This is a genomic window from Gemmatimonadaceae bacterium (genome assembly GCA_020851035.1).
GTDB lineage: Bacteria > Gemmatimonadota > Gemmatimonadetes > Gemmatimonadales > Gemmatimonadaceae > JACMLX01.
In genome coordinates, this window is sequence record JADZDM010000025.1 from 1 (window position 1) to 19498 (window position 19498).

17 protein-coding genes are annotated in these 19498 nt (G+C 70.7%); 11 read left to right on the top strand and 6 right to left on the bottom strand.

Annotation, left to right across the window (positions count from 1 at the left end; all coding sequences use genetic code 11):
• The first annotated feature begins 17 nt into the window (after window positions 1-17).
• The 4 genes from IT355_17360 (at window position 18) to IT355_17375 (ending at window position 6099) form a co-directional block, all read left to right on the top strand.
• A complete protein-coding gene (locus IT355_17360; protein MCC7055045.1) occupies window positions 18-770 on the top strand; it encodes a DUF1080 domain-containing protein in 753 nt (250 codons plus the stop codon).
• On the top strand, window positions 767-2053 hold the full coding sequence (locus tag IT355_17365; GenBank protein MCC7055046.1) for a nucleoside permease: 1287 nt from the start codon (window positions 767-769) through the stop codon (window positions 2051-2053). The genes IT355_17360 and IT355_17365 overlap by 4 nt, the downstream gene beginning before the upstream one ends.
• A 207-nt stretch (window positions 2054-2260) precedes the next feature.
• The gene (locus IT355_17370; GenBank protein MCC7055047.1) at window positions 2261-5008 is read left to right on the top strand and encodes an amino acid adenylation domain-containing protein; all 2748 of its coding nucleotides are present in this window, start codon (window positions 2261-2263) and stop codon (window positions 5006-5008) included.
• 62 nt (window positions 5009-5070) lie between these two features.
• The gene (locus IT355_17375; protein ID MCC7055048.1) at window positions 5071-6099 is read left to right on the top strand and encodes a hypothetical protein; all 1029 of its coding nucleotides are present in this window, start codon (window positions 5071-5073) and stop codon (window positions 6097-6099) included.
• A 40-nt stretch (window positions 6100-6139) separates the two neighbouring features.
• Here the strand turns inward: IT355_17375 and IT355_17380 are convergent, their stop codons facing one another.
• On the bottom strand, window positions 6140-6307 hold the full coding sequence (locus tag IT355_17380) for a hypothetical protein (protein ID MCC7055049.1): 168 nt from the start codon (window positions 6305-6307) through the stop codon (window positions 6140-6142).
• A 170-nt stretch (window positions 6308-6477) separates the two neighbouring features.
• Here IT355_17380 and IT355_17385 point away from each other — a divergent pair, with 170 nt between their 5' ends.
• Complete coding sequence (locus IT355_17385) at window positions 6478-7278, top strand: DUF4097 family beta strand repeat protein (protein ID MCC7055050.1); 801 nt, start codon at window positions 6478-6480, stop codon at window positions 7276-7278.
• Window positions 7279-7926, top strand: coding sequence for a hypothetical protein (locus IT355_17390; protein MCC7055051.1), 648 nt, complete (start codon window positions 7279-7281; stop codon window positions 7924-7926).
• Between the two features lie 28 nt (window positions 7927-7954).
• Here IT355_17390 and IT355_17395 read toward each other — a convergent pair whose 3' ends face one another.
• Window positions 7955-9286, bottom strand: coding sequence for a hypothetical protein (locus IT355_17395; protein MCC7055052.1), 1332 nt, complete (start codon window positions 9284-9286; stop codon window positions 7955-7957).
• A gap of 235 nt (window positions 9287-9521) precedes the next feature.
• Between IT355_17395 and rfaD the strand changes: the two genes are divergently transcribed.
• Window positions 9522-10520, top strand: coding sequence for an ADP-glyceromanno-heptose 6-epimerase (gene rfaD, locus IT355_17400; protein ID MCC7055053.1), 999 nt, complete (start codon window positions 9522-9524; stop codon window positions 10518-10520).
• Window positions 10521-10535: 15 nt separating this feature from the next.
• Here rfaD and IT355_17405 read toward each other — a convergent pair whose 3' ends face one another.
• A complete protein-coding gene (locus IT355_17405) occupies window positions 10536-10979 on the bottom strand; it encodes a hypothetical protein (GenBank protein MCC7055054.1) in 444 nt (147 codons plus the stop codon).
• 298 nt (window positions 10980-11277) lie between these two features.
• Here IT355_17405 and IT355_17410 point away from each other — a divergent pair, with 298 nt between their 5' ends.
• A complete protein-coding gene (locus tag IT355_17410; GenBank protein ID MCC7055055.1) occupies window positions 11278-12507 on the top strand; it encodes a DUF1343 domain-containing protein in 1230 nt (409 codons plus the stop codon).
• A gap of 245 nt (window positions 12508-12752) precedes the next feature.
• Here IT355_17410 and IT355_17415 read toward each other — a convergent pair whose 3' ends face one another.
• From IT355_17415 to IT355_17425, 3 genes are read right to left on the bottom strand one after another with little or no spacing between them, the layout of a single operon-like run.
• Complete coding sequence (locus IT355_17415) at window positions 12753-13238, bottom strand: DUF411 domain-containing protein (protein ID MCC7055056.1); 486 nt, start codon at window positions 13236-13238, stop codon at window positions 12753-12755.
• A 25-nt stretch (window positions 13239-13263) separates the two neighbouring features.
• Window positions 13264-13650 (bottom strand): CrcB family protein, encoded by a 387-nt coding sequence (locus tag IT355_17420; protein MCC7055057.1) that lies wholly within the window; start codon window positions 13648-13650, stop codon window positions 13264-13266.
• Window positions 13650-14828 (bottom strand): glycosyltransferase, encoded by a 1179-nt coding sequence (locus tag IT355_17425; GenBank protein ID MCC7055058.1) that lies wholly within the window; start codon window positions 14826-14828, stop codon window positions 13650-13652. The genes IT355_17420 and IT355_17425 overlap by 1 nt, the downstream gene beginning before the upstream one ends.
• A gap of 131 nt (window positions 14829-14959) precedes the next feature.
• On the opposite strand from IT355_17425, the gene IT355_17430 reads away from it, so the two are divergent.
• From IT355_17430 to IT355_17440, 3 genes are all read left to right on the top strand, one after another.
• Window positions 14960-15556, top strand: coding sequence for a DUF2911 domain-containing protein (locus IT355_17430; protein ID MCC7055059.1), 597 nt, complete (start codon window positions 14960-14962; stop codon window positions 15554-15556).
• A gap of 159 nt (window positions 15557-15715) precedes the next feature.
• Window positions 15716-16861 (top strand): transaldolase, encoded by a 1146-nt coding sequence (gene tal / locus IT355_17435; GenBank protein MCC7055060.1) that lies wholly within the window; start codon window positions 15716-15718, stop codon window positions 16859-16861.
• 84 nt (window positions 16862-16945) lie between these two features.
• On the top strand, window positions 16946-19435 hold the full coding sequence (locus IT355_17440) for a penicillin acylase family protein (protein MCC7055061.1): 2490 nt from the start codon (window positions 16946-16948) through the stop codon (window positions 19433-19435).
• Window positions 19436-19498 lie beyond the last annotated feature (63 nt).

Below are 19498 nucleotides of genomic sequence, written 5' to 3' on the forward strand. Positions count from 1 at the left end.
CGGATCCGGGAACTGCCATGACTCGACACACTCATCGCGGGGCGGCTCTGATGCTCACGACGCAACGGCATGTGATCACCGCGCTGCTGGCCGGCGCTTCGCTCGCCGCATGCGCCCCGAAGCCCGCTGACGACATGTCACTGGAGAAGCCGAACGCGGAGAAGGTGGTCATCGCCTCGTTCACGCCCTTGCTCGACTCCACCGTCAGCCAGTGGCGTGAATACAAGACGCCGTCGGGCCAGAAGGGCTGGACCTTCAAGGACGGCGTGCTGTCGAAGACCGGCAACGCCAGCGACCTGCAGTCCATGCAGCAGTACGCCAACTTCGTGCTCGAGTGGGAGTGGATGCTCGAGCCGGGCGGCAACGCCGGCGTGTTCTACCGCGTGACGGAGGAATACAACAAGCCGTACTGGAGCGGCCCGGAGTACCAGCTGCTCGATGATGCGAAGCACCCCGACGGCAAGGACTCGACGCGCACGGCCGCGTCGGCGTATGCGATCTACGCGCCGAGCGCGAAGGTGTCGAAGCCGGGCGGCGAGTGGAACACGTCGCGGCTGGTCGTCACCGGCACCCACGTCGAGCACTGGCTCAACGGCACCAAGGTCGTGGACTACGAGTTGAAGGGCGCTGATTGGAGCGCCAAGGTGAAGGCCAGCAAGTTCAACGAGTACCCCAACTATGGCCTCGCCAGCCGCGGGTACATCTCCATCCAGGGCGACCACGAAGGCCAGCTCAGCATCCGCGGGATGCGCATCCAGGAACTGCCATGACGACTGCCGCCTCGGGCTCCGGCTCGATCCGACTCCGCCTCTCCGCGATGATGTTCATCCAGTACTTCATCTACGGCTCGTGGCTCGTGACGCTTGGCACGTTCCTTGGCAATGCGCTGCAGGCCAGCGGCGGCGACATCGGCACGGCGTACTCGCTGCCGGCCATCGCCGCGATCCTCTCACCGTTCCTGGTGGGCATGATCGCCGACCGCTTCTTCTCCACCGAGAAGGTGCTCGCCTTCCTGCACGTGGCCGGCGCCGCGGTGCTGTACTTCGCCGCCACCCAGTCCACCTTCGCGACCTTCTGGCCGCTGTTCCTGGTCTACGTGCTCTGCTACATGCCGACGCTGGCGCTGACCAACGCGCTCGCGTTCGACCACATGTCCGATCCCGCGGCGGAGTTCCCGCGCATCCGCGTGCTCGGCACCATCGGCTTCATCGCCGCCGGCTGGGCCATCGGCTTCCTGCCCGAGCAGGCGGTGGCCGGCGAGGCCGCGATGGTGAGCGCCGAGAAGACCGCGCTGCCGCTGCTGCTCGGCGCCGGCGCCTCGCTGGTGATGGGCCTGTTCTGCCTCACGCTGCCCCACACCCCGCCGCACAACGCCGGCAAGAAGCTGTCGGTGCGCGACATCCTCGGGCTCGATGCGCTGGCCCTCATGAAAGACCGCTCGTTCGCCGTGTTCGTGCTCGGCTCCTTCCTGCTCTGCATCCCGCTGCAGTTCTACTACGCCTTCGCGAACCCCTTCCTGAACGAGATCGGCGTCCAGAACGCGGCCGCGAAGATGACCATCGGCCAGATGTCGGAGATCGGCTTCATGCTGCTGATGCCGTTCTTCTTCGCCCGGCTCGGCATCAAGAAGCTGCTGCTGATCGGCATGGCGACGTGGACGTTCCGTTACCTGCTGTTCGCGTACGGCAACGCCGGCAGCGGCATGTGGATGCTGTACCTGGCGCTGCTCGTGCACGGCGTCTGCTACGACTTCTTCTTCGTCACCGGGCAGATCTACGTGGACCAGCAGGCCGACATCAGCATCCGCGCCGCGGCGCAGGGCTTCATCGCCCTCGTCACGCTCGGCGCCGGCCAGTTGATCGGATCGAAGCTCTCGGGCATGGTGGTGGACGCCAACGTGATCGCCGCCACCACCGCCGGCGGCGCCGTGACCCACGACTGGACGAAGATCTGGTTCGTGCCGGCCATCGGCGCGCTGGGCGTGCTGCTGATCTTCGCCGCGCTGTTCAAGGTGAAGGCCGCGCCGGGTGCGCCCATGCCCGCCCACGCCTGACGGTCCCCGGCCCCGGCAGGCTCGCGCGCCTGCCGGGATCCGTGGGGGCGTGAACCCACGCGGCCGGCCATGAGTCCCCGGTGAAGGTCCACGGCGCGCCGTCGTTACACCGACGGCGCGTTTTGTGTGTCGGTTCTCCATGAGTACGCCATTTTCCCCTCCGGCCGGGATCGGTACGGAAGCCGATGGCGCACCAGGGAGAACCGCATGGCAGGGATCGGACGGCAGGTCGATGCGCAGGTCCCTGGCACGTCCGGGAGCGATGACACAACGCAGGGCACCGCCGTGGCGGTACCCCCCGCCGGTGCGCCGTTGCTGCATCACTTGATCGAGGCGCAGGTCGCACGCACTCCTGCTGCTCCGGCCGTCGAGATGGCGGGAAGGACGTTGACGTACGCAGCGCTCGACGCCTGCGCGAATCGCCTCGCCCGCCTGCTCGTGGACGGCGGCGTCGGGCCCGACGGCGTCGTCGCGGTCTGCATGGAGCGGTCACTCGAGTTGCCGGTGGTGCTGCTCGCCATCCACAAGGCCGGCGGCGCGTTCCTGCCCATCGATCCGGAGCTCCCGCGCGATCGTGTGCGCTTCAAGCTCGAGGACAGCGCCTGCCGGATCCTGCTCGTGCACGGGCAGCTCATCGCCCGTGCCCGCGACGTCGCGGAGGGCATGCCGGTGCGGTGTCTGGCCGTCGATGCCAGCGCGGCCGTCGCACCCGATGACGCGTCGCACGTGCCCGCATCACCACCTGCGACCGCCGGCCCGTCGCACCTGGCGTACGTGATGTACACCTCGGGCTCCACCGGGCGGCCGAAGGGTGTGCTGGTGCCGCATCGCGCCGTGGCCAACCATGCGGCGTGGTTCGCCGGCGCACTCGACATCACGCCTGCCGACCGCATGCTCCAGTACGCGTCGATCAGCTTCGACGCCGCCATCGCGGAGCTGTTCGCGCCGCTGGTGGCCGGTGCGACGGTCGTGCTGGCCGAGCCGGGGGCGCAACGCGACCTGACGTCGATGCCGGCGCTGTTCCGGCGCGAGCGCATCACGCTGGTCCAGGTCGTGCCCTCCGCGCTGCAGGTGATCGCGGCTGCGCCTGGCTTTTCCGACTGCCGGCAGTTGCGGTACCTCGTCAGCGGAGGCGAGGCGCTCGACGGGGCGCTGGCGGCCCGGTGCCGGCGCGAGTTGCCGCAGTTGCGGATCGGGAATTTCTACGGCCCGACGGAGGCCGCCGTCGATGCGACATGGCACGAGATCACGGGCGTGATCGACGAGGCGCGTCCGGTGCCGATCGGCCGTCCGATCGCCAACGTGTCGTGCCACATCCTCGATGGCCTGGGCCGCCCCGTTCTCCCTGGCGCCGAGGGAGAGCTGTACATCGGCGGCGCCGGCGTCGCTCGCGGTTACCTCAACCTGCCGGAACGGACGGCGGCGCGCTTCGTCGCCGATCCGGATGCTCCCGATGCGCTGATGTACCGGACCGGTGACATGGTGCGCCGCCGGCCCGATGGCGTGATCGAGTACCTCGGTCGCAGCGACGCGCAGGTGAAGCTGCGCGGGTACCGCATCGAGCTCGGCGAGGTGGAGGCGCCGCTGCTGGCCGATCCCCGCGTGCGGCAGGCCGTGGTTGTGCTGCGCGAGGACACGCCGGGCGAACCGGCGCTCGTCGCCTACGTCGTGCCGACGGAGCCTGGCGGTGTCTGCCCCCGGGTGCTCCGTGAGCGGCTGCGCGAGCGGCTTCCGGTCTGGATGGTGCCGTCGTCGATCTGTGTGCTGGAGGCGTTGCCGCTCACCATCAACGGCAAGGTGGATCGGGCCGCGCTGCCGGCGCCGGCGATCGAGGACGACGGTGATCCCGGCGCCGCTGCACCACCGCTCGACGACCCGATCGAGCGCAGCCTGCAGGCGATCTGGGAGTCCACACTCGGCGTCCGCCCGATCGGCCCCGATGACGACTTCTTCGCACTCGGTGGCCACTCCATCAAGGCGCTCCGGCTGCTCGCCGCCGTCGAGGCGGCGCACGGCGTGTCGCTGCGCGCCTCGGCGTTCTTCACCGCACCCACGATCCGCCAGCAGGCGGCACGCCTCCGGGCGCCGGCCACCGGGACGGCGTCGACCGTGATCGCCGTGCAGCCGCGCGGAGAGGCCATGCCGGTCTTCTTCGCCCCCGGTGGCGGTGGCGAGCTGCTGGTGCTCGACGCGCTGGCGCGCGCCCTCGGCCCGGGGCAGCCCCTGCACGTGCTGGACCTCTACGCGTTCGGGGCGGAGCAGCCCGGTGCCGGCGTTGGTGGCCGGGTGCCGCGGACGCTGCACGAGATCGCGGCGCGCATCGTCGCCGACATGCGCGTGGTGCAGCCGCATGGGCCCTATCGGCTCGCCGGCTATTCGCTGGGCGGGAACGTCGTGTACGAGATGGCGCAGCAGCTCGTTGCCGCCGGTGAGTGCGTGTCGGAACTGGCGCTCCTCGATTGTGATGGACCGGGCTACCCGCTGCTGCAGCCGGCGCCGGTGCGCGCCTGGAGACACCTGCGGCACGCGCTCTCGCTGGGCGCAGCGGGCATGCCGGCCTATCTCGGCATGCGCGTGTGGAACGTGGCGCGGGGCGCCGTCGGTGCGGGACGGGCGGAGCGGGCCCTGTACCTGGATGAGGACCCCGACGGCGAGGTGCCGCTGCACGCGGTCCAGGCTGTCGAGCGGGCCCTCGCGCCGGTGGTCGAGGCGTGGCTGCGCTACGAACCGCGGCCGTACGCCGGACGGGTGCTGCTCATCCGCGCCGCGATCCGGCGTCGCCTCGTCGGCGTGATCGACACCGACCGGCTGCTTGGCTGGGGGCCGTTGCTCTGCGGCCCGGTGCGTGTCGCGGAACTGCCGTGCGACCATTTCGCGATGCTCCGGGCCGAGCACGCCGTTCGCCTGGCGGGCATTCTCGGCGCCTCCGCTTGCGCGGCGGCACCCGGCCGGTGATCGTCGCGCGATGGCGTCCGCGCGACGTGCGCAGCGGGGCTCCCCCATCACCGGTTGCGACCATGGCGCGTCTCGTCCCACTCCTGCTCCTCACACTCGGCCCGGTGGCGGCGCTGCGGGCACAGGCGCCGTCGCTGATCGTGCAGCAGTCCGGCTCCACCGCGCTGTTCCAGGCCGTGAGCGTGAGCGCCCGCGACCCGAAGGTGGCGTGGATCAGCGGCCATCGCGGCTCGTACGCCATCACCACCGATGCCGGTGCCACCTGGCAGGCGCATGTCGTGCCGGGCCGCGACAGCCTGCAGTTCCGCGACCTGCACGCCATCGATGCGCGGCGTGCCTGGCTCATGGCCGCCGGCAACGGGGAGAAGTCCGGCATCTTCCAGACGACGGACGGCGGGACCACGTGGGCCCCCGTCTTCGTGAACCGCGACACGGCGGCCTTCTACGACTGCATGGCCTTCTGGGATGACCGGCGCGGTTTCGCGTTCAGCGATGCGGTGGACGGGCGGATTCCCGTCGTGCGCACCGCCAACGGCCGCACGTGGACGCCGACCACCATCGAGGGCCAGGCGGGTGAGGGCGGATTCGCGGCCAGCGGCACCTGTGCAGTCACCTCCACGGCCGGTGATGCGTGGATCGCGACCGGCTCGGGCGCCGCGCCGCGCGTGCTGCACAGCGTGGATCAGGGCGGCAGCTGGACCGCGGCGACCCTGCCGCTTGCCGCGGGCAGCGGGGCGGGGGCCACCGGCGTCGCTTTCCGCGACCGGATGCACGGCCTGGCCGTGGGCGGCGTGATCGGCGGCACCGGCTCGGGGCCACGCGTCGCCCGCACGGCCGATGGCGGACGGTCCTGGACCGTGGTGGCGGAGCCGTCGTTTGCCGGCGCCATCTACGGTGTCGCGTACGCGACGCTGCCATCCGGGTCGGTGGCCGTGGCCGTCGGCCCCGGTGGTGCCGCGTTCACCCGCGACGACGGCCAGACCTGGCAGCCGCTGGACGGCGAGGCCTACTGGAGCGTCGGATTCGGCCCTGACGGCGCAGGCTGGATGGTTGGCCCGAAAGGCCGCGTCGTCCGGATCGAGTGGCACTGACACCGGTCGAACCGGTGGATCCCGGAATCGACGCCCGCGCTCAGGACTCGAGCCGCTCCGCCAGCTTGTAGCCGGCGTACATGCCAAGCCCGGTGCCGACCATGCCCAGCATGAACCCGGTCATCATGCCGGCCTTCGAGCCGGCCCAGCCGAGGATGCTGCTGACCACCACACTGCCGACGAGGGCGAGAAGTTTCCGCAGGCTCATGTGTGGTGGACGTGCAGGGGCGTGGCAGGTCACCGTCGGGAGGGTGCGATGGCAACCCGGCGGGCGCGCACCGGGTCAGACGCCAGGCCGGCGGCAGGAGCGGGGCGGTGCGAAACCGCCACTCGCCGGTGCGCGTACCTGCACACATCCATAGCCTTCCCGGAGCCGCCATGCGTCACCATCTCGCCGCCCTCGTCATCAGTCTTGCCGCCCCGCTCGGCGCGCTCGCCGCGCAGTCCGACGATGGTACCACCTTCCGCTGGTCGGGTGCCGTCGCACCCGGGCACACCATCCGCCTGCACAACATGAACGGCGACATCCGCGTGGAGCGCGGCGACGGCAGCCAGGTGGAGGTGGTCGCCGAGCGTCGCGTGAACCGGGGCAATGGCCGCGTGGTGCATTTCGAGGCGCGTGCACGGGGTGACGGTGATGCGGTGGTCTGCGCGCTCTGGGGTGACGACCAGCGCTGCACGGACGACGGCGTGCGCGGCAGCTACCGGTCCGGCAGCTGGCGCGGTGGCGACCAGGTGAGTGTCACCATGCGCGTCCGCGTGCCCGACGGCGTGAAGGCGTACGCCCGGAACACCAACGGAGACGTCGTGCTCGAGGGCCTGACGGCGGAGGTGGATGCCGCCACCACCAACGGCAACGTGAACGTGCGGACCAGCGGCACCATCGTGAATGCCCGCACCACCAACGGCAGTGTGGTGGCGCGCCTTGGTCGCGTGGAAGGCACGGCGCCGATGCACTTCGCGTCCACGAACGGCTCCGTCACCGTGTATGCACCGGTCACGCTGTCGGCCGAGCTGGAGATGTCCACCACCAACGGCGGTGTCAGCACGGAGCTCCCGGTGCTCGTGAGCGGTCGCGTGGCGCGCAACTCGCTCCGCGCCACGATCGGGCAGGGGGGGCGGCAGCTCACGCTGCGCTCCACCAACGGCGACGTCGCGCTCCGACGCAACGGCATCTGAGTGGCACCACGCGCGCCGCAACGGGCGGGTTCCCGCGCCGGTGTGACGCCGGCGGCGCGCATCCGCGGCAGTGCCGTGCCGCCGCTGGAGCCACGCGACACGGCGGCACCGTTGCGTGCCGTGCTGGTGGGTGAGGCTCCCGGTCCGCGGGGTGCCGACCAGTCGGGCATTCCGTTCTTCGGCGATCGCGCCGGCCGTCCGCTGTACGCCGCCCTCGAGGCGGCCGGGGTGCTCACGTGGGACGGCGATCCGCAGGGCGTGCGCTGGGACGGTGCCGCACTGGCGGCGGCCGGTGTCACGCCGGTCGTCTCGGGGGTGCTGCTCACGAACGCCTTCGATCGCTGTCCCACCGACGACGGCGAGCACTTCCGCGCGCCGTCGCGGGCCGAGCGCGAGAGTGTCGAGAATCTGGCGCGGCTGCGGCACGACATCGAGCGTGCGATGGCCCGGGGGGCCGATCGCGTCTGCTGCCTGGGCAAGGTCGCCACCGCCGTGGTCGAACTGCTGGCGCTGCCGGTTGCCGTGCATGCGGTGCCGCACCCCAGCGCACAGGGGCTGCTCACCTCGGCCCCCGATCGCGGCAAGGGTGCGCGGATGGCCGACCTCGAGGCGGCGTGGCAGCGGAACCTGGTGGCACTGCTGGCCTGACCGGACCGGCGCGCCCGGTGCCCGCGGCTCAGTTGCCGCCGCCGAGGTTGAAGAAGTCGAGGCGCGGGTTCACCACGTTGTTGTAGATCGAGCCGAAGCTGTACGACAGGCCGGTGAACACGAAGACGTTGTAGTTGCTGGCCAGCGCCCGCTGCTGCGTCAGGATCTGCTCCGGTGTCTGCCCCTCGGCCGCGAGGAAGATCTGGTCCCGGATCAGCGAGGCGCCGCCGCCGAGGTTGAGCGAGAGCCCCTTGACCAGGTTGAGGTTCACCGAGCCGTTGGTGCCGAGGTTCCACTTGCGCAGCTCCGGCAGGTAGCTCGCATAGCGGACGCTGACGTTCACGCTGCCCCAGCTCTGGCGCACGTCGGATCCCACCACCAGCTCCTGCTGCATCCGCCACTCGCTGAGTCGCCCGAAGATGGTCGAGTCCTTCCAGCGGAAGTAGCGGGGCCCGACGCCATAGGAGATCGCGACCTGCCGGCTGGTGGCCTGCTTCCACGGGAAGAGGTTGTACTCGATGACCGGCGCCGCGCGCCACGCCAGCGCGGTGTTGGTGAACTCACTGAAGCCGATGTTGGTCAGCAGGCCGGCCGAGAGGCGCGGGCCGAGCGCCTTCACGGCGCGCGCGAAGAACACGCCGTTGCGGATGGTGTTGGTGACGATCGTCGAATCGTCGATCTCGAACTTGTTGTAGCGCATGCTCTGGTTCCAGCCGAAGCGCAGGGCGTTCCGCTCCGTCACGCGGCGCACGCGGATGTCGGCATCCACGTTGGCGAAGGTCTGGCGCGACTCGGTGCTCATGAAGCCGCTGGACTGCACCTGCAGCACGACGTAGTTCCAGCGGTCGCGCACCGGCGGGCCCGCGGCGGTGCGGCCGGCCGGCGGCGCGTCGTAGACCACGCGCAGCCGCTGGGCCACTGCGGAAGTGCGCACGTATGGCACCAGCAGCAGCGAGAAGGCCGACGAGAGCCGGCGACGCACACCGTCCTCCGACTCGTTGGGCACCGTGTTCACCACCGTGGTGTCCGCGCGCCCGTCGTATCGCCCGCGCCCGATGGCGGTGACGGTGTACTGGAAGGCGCCGCTGCCGGTCTGGATCGTCGTCACCAGGAACTGCACGTCCGCGAAGAGGCGGTCGCGGATCCAGCTCACGAACGGGACGTCCACGACGAAGAAGTCCGTCGCGCAGCCGAGCGTGGTGTCGCCCCGGCAGTCGAGGAAGACCTTCAGCGCCTCGCTGGCGGCGGCCGGTGGCCGGGTGGAGTCGGGCGGGGTGCCCTGCGCGTGCATCGCCGCGGGGAGGAGCGTGAGCGCCAGCGCGACGCGCCGGAGGAGGTGACCTGCGCGAGTGACCGGCATGCGGCGGGGAGGCGGGCGGTGGCGATGCAGCGGCGTTGGGCCTGCCGGTGCTTTGACACACCAGGCCCGGCAAAGGTTTCGCCGCGGACGCACGGGCGGTAGGGCGCGCGAAGTGCAGCGCGCCGGCCGGTGGGAAGTCGCGGCGATCGACTGCACCCCGAACTTCGATTGCACGCCACTAGATTGCGGCTCCCGCCGCGCCCCCTGCACCCGTCCCACTCCCGACCCGCCGTCCGTGTCCCGTCATCGCCTGATCGTCACCGGAGGCGCCGGCTTCATCGGCAGTGCCACCATCTGGCAGCTCAACAAGCTGGGGTACGACGACATCATCTGCGTCGATGCCCTGCGCAGCGGTGACAAGTGGCGGAACCTGGTGGGGCTGCGCATCACGGACGCGCTCCACAAGGACGAGTTCCTCGCCACGCTGCGCCGCAACTCGGGGGCGTTCCAGGCCGACACGGTGATCCACTTCGGCGCCTGCAGCGCCACCACCGAGCGGGACGCCGACTACCTGCTCGCGAACAACACGCACTACACCAGCGAGCTGTGCGAGTGGTCGCTGGCCCGCGACGCGCGCTTCATCTATGCCAGCAGCGGGGCGACCTACGGCGAGGCCGCCGGCGGCTTCGACGACGACCCGGCGCGCCTCGAGACGCTCGTGCCGCTCAACATGTACGGCTTCTCGAAGCACCTGTTCGACCTGCAGGCGGCGCGCACGGGGCTGCTGCAGCAGGTGGTGGGACTCAAGTTCTTCAACGTCTTCGGCCCCAACGAGTACCACAAGGGCGACATGATGAGCGTGGTCTGCAAGGCGCACCGGCAGATCAGCGAGAGCGGCGAGTTGCAGCTCTTCCAGTCGCACCGCAGCGGCATCGGTGATGGCGAGCAGCAGCGCGACTTCGTCTACGTGAAGGACCTCACGGCGGTCGTCGCCTGGCTGGTTGCCGCACCGCACGTGCACGGCCTCTTCAACCTCGGCACCGGCAGGGCGCGCACCTGGAATGCGCTCGCACACGCCGTCTTTGCCGCCATGCAGCGCACGCCGCAGATCCGGTACGTGCCGATGCCCGAGTCCATCCGGGACCGCTACCAGTACTTCACGCAGGCGTCGATGGCGCGGCTCGCGGCGGCCGGCTGCCCGGTGAAGTTCACCCCGCTCGAGGACGCCGTCGCCGACTACGTCACGAACTACCTCGCCCGGGACGAGGCCACCCTTGGCGTCGTGGGGAGCTGAGCCCGCCGGCCCGGCTCAGTGTCCCTGGGTGTCCAGCGGGAGCAGGAACGGCGTGAGCGTGGTCGCCTGATCGAATCCCGCGGCCGCCACGACCTGTCGCAGCACGGTCAGCTCGCACTCGCTGTAGTCGCGGGACGTGATCGCGAAGCAGTCGCGGAACAGCGTGTCGGGGAGCCCCGCGCGGACCGGCTGCCGCGCGCCGGCGCGGTCCGCGTAGATCTCGAAGTCGAACGTCCAGGGGCCGATCGTGAGCCGGATCAGGACCCGGTCGGAATCGCAGTCCTGGAAGAGCTGCCCCCGGTGCAGCATCTGCTGCACCCACAGCGCGGCCAGCCGGCCGTGGTCGCCATCGCTGCGGAAGAGCGCGTCGGCCGCTTCCCGCAGGTGCCATCCATACCGCCGGGCGAACGTCAACCGCACGTCCGTGCTCTCGTCACTGAGTTCGTCGAGTGGCCACATCGGAGGGATTGGGTTGGGATGCAACCCGATACTCCATTGTGTACCACCAACGTGCAATAGGGACGGTTACGGGCACGCGTGTACAGGTTTCGTGAAGTTGGAAGGAAGACGCGCCGATGAGACTGCCGTAAACTGTTTCGTACCTTGCACTTATGGGATGTAGTCGATTGCCGTACAGTGCGGGAGGTGCTGCCGAGACATCACGGCGCTGCGACGGATGAGCGTGAATCTGCGCGGGAGGCCTGTGCCGGCCCGCCGCCTTGCGCCGGACCAGTGCGTGCGGCACCGTCCCTCCATCATGCCCACCTCATTGACGCGTGCCCTCCTCATCGGCCTGGTGCTGCTTGCCGCCCGGCTGCCCGCGCAGTCGACCGCGCCCGCCGTCCGGCCCGGCATCACGGTACTGGTCACCGACTCGATCCACCTGATCCGCGGCAAGCGCGTCGGACTCATCACCAATCACACCGGGCGTGACGCAGCCGGCGTCAGCAGCATCGACCTGCTGGCCCGCGCGCCGGGGGTGCGGCTCACCGCGCTCTACGGTCCCGAGCACGGATTGCGCGGCGTGGCCGAGGCGGGGGAGCACGTCGCCTCGTCGGTGGACAGCGCCACCGGGGTGCAGGTCTTCTCGCTGTACGGTGCGACGCGCGCGCCCACGGCGGAGATGCTCGCCGGCATCGACGTGCTCGTCTACGACATCCAGGATGTGGGTTCGCGCACCTACACCTACCCGTGGACCATGGCGCTGTCGGCCGACGCGGCGGGGAAGCGCGGCATCCCGTTCATCGTCTGCGACCGCCCCGTGCCCGTGCGTGGCGATGTCACCGCCGGCGCGATCCTCGACACCGCATACCGGTCCTTCATCGGCCAGTATCCGGTGGCGCTGCGGTACGCGCTGACGCCCGCCGAGCTGCTCCGGCACCTCGTGCGCACGGGACAGGTGCACGCCACCGTGCAGGTCGCGCCGCTCCAGGGCTGGCGCCGCAGCATGTGGTACGACGAGACCGGCCTGCCCTGGATTGCGCCGTCGCCGAACCTGAAGTCACTCGACGCCGCGCTGCTCTACACCGGCACGGTGTTCGTGGAGGGCACGAACATGAGCGAAGGACGCGGCACCGATGCGCCGTTCCAGCTCGTGGGCGCGCCCTGGCTCACCGATGCCGGCCGGATCGCGTCGGAGCTGAACGCACTGCGCCTGCCGGGCGTGCGCTTCGATTCCGTCACGCGCGCCATCGCCAAGGGGCAGAAGCACGGCGAGCTCACGATCCCGATGGTGTACGTGGCGGTGACCGACCGGAACGCCATCGATCCCGTGCGCGTGGGCGTGGAACTGCTGGCGAGCATCCAGCGCCGCCATCCACGGGACCTCACCTGGCGCGATGCGTTCCTGGCCAAGCTGGCCGGCACCACGGCGTTGCGGCGCGCCATTCCGGGTACGCCGCGGGCGCGAACGGCCTTGCTCGCGAGCTGGCGCGCGCAGGCCGCGCGGTTCGCGACCTCGTCACAGCCCGACCTGTTGTACCGCTGATCGCTGCCGCGACTCTGTCCCCCGGCCGGGTGCGCGACTCAGAGTCGTTTGCGGGTGGATCGCTGCCGCGACTCTGTCCCCGGGCCGGGTGCATGACTCAGAGTCGTTTGGGGGTGGATCGCTCCCGCGACTCTGTCCCCGGGCCGGGTGAATGACTCAGAGTCGCGGGCGGGTGCCTGACTCAGAGTCCGACCGATCCAGAGTCCGACCGATCGAGCCCGACGGCTCCGGCGATGCGACCCCGCTCAGGCCTGCGATCGGCCCATGCGCGTCGCGTACACCGACGTCCGACGGTCACGCCCCAGGGCGATCACGTCGTAGCGCACGGGATCGGGCCCCTCCATGCCCGGCGACCCGGACGGCATGCCGGGCACGAACAGCCCCACCAGCGCCGGTCGTTCGGTGAGCACCTTCCGCACCAGGTCCGGCGGCACGTGCCCTTCGAACAGGTAGCCCCCCACCACACCGGTGTGGCAGGACGCGAGCGCGTCGGGCACGCCGAGTGACGACTTCACGGCGGCCAGGTTCGGCGTGTCACGCACGTCGACCGCGAAGCCGGCCCGCTGCATGGCGCGGTTCCACGCCGTGCAGCAGCCGCACGAGGGATCCTTGTAGACCGTCACCCGCGTCGCTGGCGGCTGCGCCGCGAGGTGGGACGGGAGCAGGGAGGCGGCACCGGCCAGCAGGGCGGCCCGCGTCACGAAGGCGCGTCGGCTGATGGAGTCAGGCATGCCGGAACATAGCGCGCCCGCCCGGCTACCTCGACAGCGTCCTGCCGAGCGCGAGGCCGGCCAGCATCGCCCCGACCCCCAGCACGATGCTCAGCGTCGCGTACGTCGTGACCATCGTCGTGCGCCCCTGCTCCAGCCCCTCGACGATGTCCATCGAGAAGGCCGAGAAGGTCGTGAAGCCCCCGCACAGGCCGGTGGTGATCAGCAGCCGCGTCTGGTCGCTCATCGCGCCCTGCAGGCCCATGCGCATCGCGATGCCGAACACGAACGAGCCCACGACGTTCACCAGCAGCACGCCCAGCGGAAACCCCGCGGTCACGTGCCGGGCCGTGAGCGAGACGAGGATCGCGCGCAGCGCACCACCAACCGCGCTGCCCGCGGCCACGACCAGGATCGACTGCAGCGGCGGCATCAGGCCGGCACCACGGTGTCCTGCTCGTATTGCCGCGTGCGCCACTGGCGCGGACGCTTCAGCGACGACAGCACGATGCGGATCGCCGCCAGCGGATCGGCTGTGAACGACAGCCAGAACGTCCAGTGCCGCTCGGCGTACGAGCCCTTCAGCCCGAACGTCAGCAGCACGCGGATCGTCAGCAATGCCACGTTGGTCCAGAACCATGCGGCGCCGACACCGCCGGCGCGCCACTCCGGCACGTGCGCCAGGAGCCCGAGGAGCACCGACGGCAGCGGCAGGAACTGCGTCAGCAGCACGAAGCAGACATCGCCGAACTGCACCAGCGGCGTGGTGCCGTCCTTCAGGTCGATCGAGCGGCCCCATTCGCGCCACATCTGCCCGATACCGTTGTAGGCGCGCACCCCGATGATGCGGGCGCCATCCAGGAAGCCCACGCGGGCGCCGTTGCGCGCCATGTGCCGCGCCAGCGTGACGTCGTCGCACCAGCTCCGCCGCGCGCTGCTGTACCCGCCGTTGGCCAGCAGCGTGGCCCGCTTCGCGAGGAAGCACTGGCCGTTGGCCATCACGCGGTCCGGCGCCGGCGCGCGCTCGCCGGCAGCGCCGAAGCGGTACACCAGCGTCACCAGCATCGCCGGCTGCAACCACTGCTCCGCCACCGTCATCTGGTTGAATCGCGGCGCGAAGCTGACCGCGTCGTATCCCATCGCATCCGCGGCGTCCACGGCCGCCGCCACCAGGCCCGGCTGCGGCGTGGTGTCGGCATCGATACCCAGCACCCACTCCCCCTTCGCGTGCCGCAGGCCGTGCTCCAGCGCCCAGACCTTGCCCACCCACTCCGGCGGGAGCGGGTCGTCGTGCATCGGCACGATGCGCGGGTCCTGCGCGGCGGCGGCCTGGATCAGCGCCCAGGTCCCGTCGGTGGAGCGGCTGTCGACGATCAGCGCCTCCAGCATCGCGGGCCCCTGCGCGCGCAGGCCGTCCAGGCAGGGGCCGATGCGGTGCACCTCGTCCAGGCTGGTGACCACCACCGTGACGCGGCCGGCGTGGGCGTTGCCGGTCAGCGGCGGGATCGGCGGCCGGCGGGTCCGGCCCGGCAGCAGGCGGAGCACCAGCAGCAGGGTGGCGCACCCCTGCAGGACGACCAGGGAGGCGAGCACAGCGGAGGCAAGGGTCACAGGGCGAATGTGGTCGATCCCGCCGGCGATTGGCAGGGGGAACTTCCGCGCCGCGTCCGGCATACCTTTGTCGCTGCGCCAGCGCCTGCCCGCGCCGTGCGGCTCACCCCATTCACACAGGTTCGGATTCCATGCGTCGTCTCCTCACGCTTTCGGCCGTTCTCCTCACCACTGCCGCTCCGGCGCTCGCCCAGGGTGGCATGACCATGGCGGCACCGGCCGGCGGCCGGATGTCCGTCGCGCCGTCGGCCCGCGGTCGTGCGGTCATGGACATCTCCACCGGCGTCCGCGGTGCGGCGCCGCTGAAGGTCACGATCGACTACGGCCAGCCGTTTGCGCGCGGCCGTGCCGTCGAGGGCGGACTGATCCCGAACGGCGAGGTCTGGCGCACGGGTGCCAACTCCGCCACCTCGCTCACCACCGACGTGACGCTCCGCATCGGCACCCTCACTGTGCCGAAGGGGTCGTACACGCTGTTCACGCTGTGGACGCCGGCGGCCGGCATGCAGCTCATCGTGAACAAGCAGACTGGCCAGTGGGGCACCGAGTACAAGCCGGACATGGACCTCGGCCGCGCGCCGATGACGGCGAAGACCCTCGCCGACGCCCGTGATGCCTTCACGATCGTGCTCGAGCCGACGCCGGCCACCGCTGGTCCGGCAGCGGGCGTGCTTCGCCTGACGTGGGGCCGGACCGAGTTCTCGGTGCCGGTGACCGCCGTTCCCTGACCGGCTGACCGCGGTCCCGCCCCACGTGGCGGGACCTGACACTCCGCTGTCTGCCGAGCCGGCCTGACCGTGCCGGCGCGAGTGCCCCGGACCTGTGCCGCGACGCTATCTTCCGCGCCGTTGGCACAGGTCTTCGCATTCTCCGCCGCACCCACAGCCATGTCGAATTCACGACTGCACAAGCTCCACGCTGCCGGCCAGAGCGTGTGGCTCGACTATATCGACCGGACCATCCTGTCCGAAGGCGGCCTCACCCGCCAGATCGCCGACGATGCCCTCACCGGCATGACGTCGAACCCCACCATCTTCGAGAAGGCGCTCGCCACCGGTACCGCCTACGACGCGCAGCTCGCCGCCGCACCGGAGCAGCTCACCCCCTGGCAGCTCTTCGAGCTCGTCGAGAGCGATGACGTGCGCACCGCCTGCGACCAGTTCCGCGCCGTCTACGAGCAGTCCGGCGGCACCGACGGATACGTGTCCATCGAGGTCTCGCCGAACGTGGCGCATGACGCCGATGCCACGGTCGAGGAGGCGCACCGGCTCTGGAAGCTGGTGAACCGTCCCAACGTGATGATCAAGGTGCCGGGCACCGAGGAAGGCTCGAAGGCGCTCCGTCGCCTGATCGCCGATGGCCTGAACGTGAACGTCACGCTGCTTTTCGCCGTGGATGCCTACGCCCGCGTGATCGAGGCCTACCTGGCCGGCCTCGAGGACCGCGTGAAGGCCGGCGGTGACCTGCGCCGCGTGGCCAGCGTGGCCAGCTTCTTCATCAGCCGCGTGGACAGCGAGATCGACGCCCGCCTCGATGCGCTCATCGCCGGCGCCGACGACGCGGCACGCTCCCGCCTCGGCGCGCTCAAGGGCAAGGCCGCGGTCGCGAACGCGAAGCTCGCCTACGCGCTCTTCCAGCAGAAGTTCTCCGGCGCACGCTGGGAGGCGCTCCGCGCCCACGTCGCACGCGTGCAGCGCCCGCTGTGGGCCAGCACCAGTGCCAAGAACCCCGCCTACCGCGACGTGATGTACGTCGAGCAGCTCATCGGCCCCGACACGGTCAACACGATGCCGCCCGCCACGATCACCGCGTTTCAGGATCATGGCATCACTGCCCGCACCGTCGATGCCGGCGTGGACGAGGCACGTGAGTTGCTGCAGGCGCTGGCCAGTGAGGGCATCAGCATGCAGGCCGTCACCGACAAGCTGCTGGCCGAGGGACTCGCCAGCTTCCAGAAGTCGTTCGACACCCTGCTCGCCGGCCTCGAGACGAAGCTGCGCGCGCTCGGCCGCACCCCGGTGGCCACCGTCTGACCCCTGTGCCTGCCGTGCCAACGCCCCAGTGAGGCTGCCCGCGACCTGCAGGCAGCCTCCGGCGCTTTCAGCCCATCGACCGGAATGCAGAAAGGACTCGTCGGAACCATCGCCAGCGCCGCCACCCTCGGTGCCGTGTTGTTCGCCACCGCCCGCGGCATCCCCTCCGCCGGCATCCCGCCGCTCGGGCCACTCCTCGATCCGGTGCAGGGTGCGGCGGCCAGCGCGCGCTACGCCGACCTGCCGGCCACCGAGGAGGCGCACATCGCCGGCCTCGGTGCCGGCACCACGGTGCTCTTCGATACGCGTGGCGTGCCGCACATCTACGCCGCCAGCAGCACCGACGCCTACCGGGCGCTCGGCTACGCTGTGGCGCGCGATCGTTTCTTCCAGATGGAGCTCACCTATCGTGCCGCCTCGGGCACGCTGACCGAGCTGGCCGGTGCACGCGCCCTCCCGCTCGACCGCGAGGCACGCGGGATCGGGCTGGGGTGGGCCGCGGAGCGGAAATGGGCGGCGCTCGATGCGAAGAGCGAGGGACGACGCGCGATGGAGGCGTTCGCCGAGGGCGTGAATGCGTGGCGTGCGACGATGACGCCGGCGAGCACGCCGGTGGAGTACAAGCTGCTCGGCGCGGCCCCGATGGCGACGTGGGAGCCGAAGTACTCGGTGTACCTGCTCATGCGCATGGCCATGACGCTGGCCTACGATCCCGAGGACCTGCGCCGCACGCGCGCCGCGGCCCTCGTCGGGCGTGCGGCGGCGGATGTGCTCTTTCCGCGCAACATGCCCATCCAGGAGCCGATCCAGCCGGTGCCCGGACGCACCGCCCCACGCGAGGCCTGGTCGGTGATTCCCGCGCCGGGTGCGCCGGACACGTCGATGCTCGTGCCCGCGAAGGCCGCCAGCATGCTCGAGCACACCGCACTCGCGATGCCCGGAAGCGAGCAGACCGGCGACGCGCTTGGCAGCAACAACTGGGCAATCGCGCCGACGCGCACGGCCAGCGGCGGTGCGCTGCTCTCGGGTGACCCGCACCTCGACCTCTCGCTCCCGTCGATCTGGTACGAGGCGCACATGGTCGTGCGGGACTCGCTGGACGTCTATGGCGTGACCTTCCCCGGCTCGCCCACCATCGTGATCGGCTTCAACCGGGACGTCGCTTGGACGTTCACGAACACCGGTGGCGATGTCGCGGACTGGTTCCTCGAGGAGGTCGACAACGCGACGCACCCCACGCAATACCGCCTCGACGGCGCGTGGCAGAAGCTCACGCCGCGCATCGAGCAGTTCCGCACCGCCGGCGGGGCCGTGGTCGCCACCGACACGGTGTACTACTCGCACCGCGGCCCGATGACGCGTGAGAACGGGCGCTTCCTGAGCTTCCGCTGGACGGCGCACGACCCGTCGAATGAGCTCGACGGCTTCACCGCGGCCTCCCGCGCGCGGACGGTGGCCGAGTGGCAGGCGGGGATGCTGCCGTACAAGTCGCCCACGCAGAACATGCTCGTGGCCGACCGCGCCGGCACCATCGCGCTGCGCGCCTACGGGGAATACCCGATGCGCCCGAATGGTGGCGAGGGTGCCTACATCCGCGATGGCCGCACCCGCGCCACCGACTGGACCGGGATGCTCCCGGTGGACAGCATGCCGCAGGTCACGAACCCGGCGCAGGGCTTCATCGTGAGCGCCAACCAGCAGCCGTTCGACCCCGCGGCCGTGTCGCGTTACATCGGTGGCAACTGGCCCGACCCGTGGCGGGCGCTGCGCATCAACGAGCTGCTGCGCGCGGATGACAAGGTCACGCCGAAGCGCATCGAGCAGATGCACATGGACCCGCTGAACGTGCGGGCGCGCCTGCTCGCCCCGTACTTCGTGCGCGCGGCCGAGCGAAGCGGCAACGCGAAACTCGGCGCAGCGGCGGCGATGCTCCGCGACTGGGACTACCGCTACGTGCTCGACTCGAAGGTGCCGGTGCTGTTCGAGGCGGCGATGCGGCGCGCGGTGCGCAACACCTGGGACGAGTTGATTGCCGAGAAGGGCAGGGCGCCCGTGGCGACGCCGGCCACGGTGGTGTTCCTCGAGCTGATGCGCGACTCGACCAATGCGTGGTGGGACGACCATCGCACCGCTGGCAGCGTCGAGACGCGTGACATGCTGCTCGCGCAGTCACTCGGCGATGCCTTCGATTCCCTCAGCGTCACGCTCGGACCGGTGAGCCCGCGCTGGGACTGGAGTCGCACCGGCGGGATCAACGTGCACCACCTGCTGAACCTCCCCGGCTTCTCGCGTGACCACCTCCCCGTCACCTCCGGCTACGGCACCGTGGCCCCCGCGAGTGGCGCGAACGGCAGCCACGGCGCGAGCTGGCGGATGGTCGTCGAGCTGACGAAGGACCGGCGCACCGCCTGGTCGATCTATCCGGGCGGCCAGAGCGGCAACCCGGCCAGCGCGCGGTACGACGACCGGCTGGAGAAGTGGCGCACCGGGCAGCTCGACTCGCTGGTGGTGCCGGAGAGCGAGGGTGCGTTCCCGAAGGCGCGGGTGATGTCCACGTTGCAGCTCAAGCCCTGACCGGCGCGGTGGCGCCGCGGCGGCAGACTCGCCGTCGCTGACGCATCGCCCTTCCGTTCCCAC